The 2,456-nt window shown below is 73.9% G+C and carries 1 protein-coding gene; it reads left to right on the top strand.

Annotated elements, in window-relative coordinates:
• Positions 1 to 516 precede the first annotated feature (516 nt).
• Positions 517 to 2,424 carry an ABC transporter ATP-binding protein gene (locus B7P34_RS35685; RefSeq protein WP_223268598.1) on the top strand — a complete coding sequence of 636 codons (1,908 nt, stop codon included), beginning with the start codon at positions 517 to 519 and terminating at the stop codon, positions 2,422 to 2,424.
• Positions 2,425 to 2,456 lie beyond the last annotated feature (32 nt).

Here is a 2,456-nt window from a genome sequence, read left to right as displayed (position 1 = left end):
CCGGGGCGGCGGCCGCGGTGTGCACGGCGGGCGCCACGGCCCGGCCCGGGGCGGTTCCGGCCGCCGCGGCCTGCGTGCCCGCGGTGACCAGGGCGCAGGCGGCCAGCAGCACGCCCGCGGTCGTACGTCGGGATCGTCTCACGCGTACTCCTTCCACGCGCACTCCTTCCGCGCGTACTTCGTTGCGCGCTTCCTCCCGCGCGCACTTCCTTCTGCGGTGCGGATACGGCGAGTTGGCGACGAGCAGGCTGAGCGGGCCGAGCGGGGGTGCGAACTGAGCGGGCCGAGCGAGGGTGCAGGCCGAGCGGGGGTGCGTGAGGCAGGGTGCCACGAGCGGCCAACTATTGACAGGGGCGCGTCAAGGTGAGGTGTTCGCCGGATGTGACGGTCGGTCAGAAAGACCACGTTCGAGTGGATTAAGGGCGTTCACCCGTATCGCGTCCGCGCCATGCGTCATCGTGCAGACGATCACCGTCGTAAACCAGCCGTCACCACCCGCAACCAGGGGGATCCACGTTGTCCGGCGAAACCACCGAGACCACCGAGGTACATGAGGAATTACGCTTCCGCTCCCCGACCCTGACCGCCTTCCAGAAGAGCCCCCTCACCGCCCGCGCGATGGGCCGGCGCCTGCCCCGGCTCGTCCGCAGGGCACTGGGCCTCGCCTGGCGCGTGGACAGACGCGCCGTCCTCGCCCTCCTCGCCTGCCAGCTGCTGTCCGGCGCCTTCGAGGCCTTCGGCCTCCTCGCCACCAGCAGCACCATCACCGCCCTCGTCACCTCGGGCCACATGCAGGACCGGCTCGTCGACGCCCTGCCCTCCATCGGCCTCCTCGCGGGCGCCGCCGGGACCCGGGCCCTGCTCGCCATCGCCGTCAGCAACATCTCCAGCCGGCTGGCCCCCCGGATCGCCCGCGAGGCCGAGCTGCAGATGCTGGACGCGGCGATCAACGCCGAGCTCGCGGCCTACGACCACCCCGGCTTCAACGACAAGCGCGAGGCCGCGGACCGCGGCGCCGACGTCGCCCAGGACCTGCTGACCGAGTCCCAGGACCTCATGGCCTGCCTCGCCTCGCTCGTCGCCGCGGCCGGCGTGGTCACGCTCCTCCACCCGCTCCTGCTGCCGCTCCTCCTGCTGGCCACCCTCCCGCAGGGCATCGCGAGCGTGAAGGCCGCCCGGGTCCATTACCAGACCTCCCGCGCCCTCAGCGCCGACCGCCGGGTGCTCAGCCACCTGCGCTGGCACGTCACCGACAAGATCTTCGCCGACCAGCTGCGCTCGGGCACCATGGCCGGATTCCTCCTCGGCCGCTACCGCTCGATCGGCGACCGCATCCACACCGCCACCGACCGGGCCGTCCACCAGGGCGCCCGGTACGCCCTCGCCGGCGCCGTGGCCGGCGGGATCGCCTCCGGCCTGGTGTGGGCGGCGCTCGCCCTCCTGCTCGGCACGGGCCGCATGTCGCTCGCCTCGGCCGGCACGGCCGTCTTCGCCCTGCGCTCGGTCGGCTCGTCCCTGCGGGGCATGGTCGGCTACGGCGCACGCCTCTTCCGCACCGGCCTCTACCTCGACGACTGGGCCGAGTTCATCGACGAGGCCGGCGGCCACCGCATGCAGCGCGGCACCCTCGCCCCCGCGGCGCCCCGGGCCGTCCGCGCCGAGTCCCTCACCTTCCGCTACCCCGGCACGGACCGCCCGGCGCTGCAGGACGTCAGCCTGGAGGTGCGGCGCGGCGAGGTCCTGGCCCTGGTGGGGGAGAACGGCTCGGGCAAGACCACCCTCAGCAAGCTCCTGACCGGCCTCTACCTGCCCACCGGCGGCCAGGTCACGTGGGACGGCGTCAGCACGGGCGAGTTCGCCCCGCAGGCGCTGTGGCGGCAGACCGCCGTCGTCCCGCAGGACTTCGCCCACTGGCCCCTGTCCGCCCGCGACAACATCACCCTAGGGCAGGCCCACGAAGGGGACGGCGTCGTCCTCGAAGCGGCCGCGCACGCCGGCGCCGACGAGGTCGTCAAGGAGCTCCGCAGCGGGCTCGACACCCTCCTCGCCCGCGAGTGGTTCGGCGGGGTGGAGCTCTCCGGCGGCCAGTGGCAGCGCATCGCCATCGCCCGCGCCTTCTACCGCCCCGCCGGCCTGCTCGTCATGGACGAGCCCACCAGCGCCCTGGACGCCCGGGCCGAGCACCGCATCTTCGCGGGGCTCCGGAAGGTCGCCCAGGAGCGGGCCGTCGTCCTCGTCACCCACCGCCTGGCCAACGTGGCCGTCGCCGACCGCATCGTGGTCCTCGACCACGGCCGGGTCATCCAGCAGGGCACCTTCGCCGAGCTCGTCGAAGCGCCCGGTCTCTTCCGGGAGCTGTGGTCCCTGCAGGCCGACCGCGGCGTCCCCGCGGCGCACGAGAAAGCGAGCCCCGCCGTGCGCTGACCGCCCCGCACCCTTCGTACCCCCGCACCCCT

This window comes from Streptosporangium nondiastaticum (genome assembly GCF_003011965.1).
In the GTDB taxonomy this organism is placed as follows: Bacteria; Actinomycetota; Actinomycetes; order Streptomycetales; family Streptomycetaceae; genus Streptomyces; species Streptomyces nondiastaticus.
The sequence above is the reverse complement of the archived record's forward strand: the minus strand, read 5'-3'. Positions and strand labels throughout refer to the sequence as shown.